The sequence below is a fragment of the Candidatus Planktophila sp. genome (genome assembly GCF_040402315.1).
Lineage (GTDB): Bacteria > Actinomycetota > Actinomycetes > Nanopelagicales > Nanopelagicaceae > Planktophila.
On sequence record NZ_JBBAMU010000068.1, the window covers coordinates 1 to 1,243 of the forward strand.

Consider the following 1,243-nt stretch of genomic DNA (forward strand, 5'->3'; position numbering starts at 1 on the left):
TTAGTGTATTCAGCTCTCGATCCACGTATTAGATTGGGCAAGTAGCCATGAAACTATTCGGACGCAAAGAAAAAACATCTGGTGAAATCCTTGCCGGTGGCGAAAATGCCATTGCAAATAAAGAGGTCGAGGGTCTTAGCCAAGGTCAGATTGTGCGTCGACGATTCTTCCATCACCGTGCAGCGGTAATTGCTTTAGTATCTTTTGCATCCATCATTCTCTTTGTGATGACCTCTCTTGATAGCAAGGTGGGGCCAATTCGTATTCCAGGTTGGTGGCAGTGGACAATTGAAGATATCCCAGAGCTTCGCTATGAAGATTGCCCAGGTGGAACCACTGGATGTCCAACAATCTCACTTGATCCAACGTCAGATGCCTTTGGATTGGGTACCCACCCATTTGGTCAAGATGACATTGGTCGTGATTACTTCGCGCTAGTAATGAATGGCGCGCGTCGTTCATTGATGATCATGTTTGTCATCGGTGCGGTCTCCGGATTCATTGGTGTTGTAGTTGGATCTATCGCTGGTTTTTATGGCAAGAAGGTCGATGCCGTATTGATGCGCCTTGTTGACTTCATTCAGACAGTTCCAACGATCATCATCGCAGCGGTTATTGGTAAGGCTGCAGGTAAGGTCGGTCCGCTCTATCTGGCACTGTTTTTGGGAATTCTTGGCTGGACAGGGTTAGCTCGTCTAGTGCGTGCTCAATTCCTCTCACTTCGTGAAATGGAGTTTGTTGACGCCGCGCGTGTGGCTGGAGCATCTAATCTTCGAATTACCTTCAAGCATATTTTACCTAACGCAATCGGTCAGATCATCGTTGTTATAACTTTGATTATGGCTGGAGCGATTTTGACTGAAACAGCGTTGTCATATCTTGGCTTTGGTGTGGTTGCTCCAGATGTTTCACTCGGTCTTTTGATTAGCCAATATGAGTCATCCTTTACAACCCGGCCATGGCTGTTCTGGTGGCCAGGCTTCTTCATTATTTCCATTGCGCTGTGCGTTAACTTTATTGGCGATGGATTACGTGATGCATTTGACCCACGCCAGCGACGTCGAATCACAAAGAAGGATCGCGAACAAGCGAAGCTTCAGGTTAAGGCTGGTGAGTAACTGTGACTGAGAAAAATGTACTTGAAATTTCAAATTTCAATGTTGATTTCTGGGTAGATGGCGTTTGGTATCCAGCAGTTATTGACATGAACCTGGGACTGGCTGCAGGCAAGGTCACCGCAATT

At 46.5% G+C, this 1,243-nt stretch carries 1 protein-coding gene; it reads left to right on the forward strand.

Annotated features, from left to right (window positions below; all coding sequences use genetic code 11):
* Positions 1-47 precede the first annotated feature (47 nt).
* Entirely contained in the window at positions 48-1,118 is a 1,071-nt protein-coding gene (locus tag AC9UEP_RS06025; protein WP_509545111.1) for an ABC transporter permease, read from the forward strand.
* Positions 1,119-1,243: the final 125 nt, after the last annotated feature.

What these genes read in the sequence shown, in the direction of transcription:
- AC9UEP_RS06025 (WP_509545111.1), top strand. Translation starts at nt 48, where the DNA reads ATGAAACTATTCGGACGCAAAGAAAAAACATCTGGTGAAATCCTTGCC.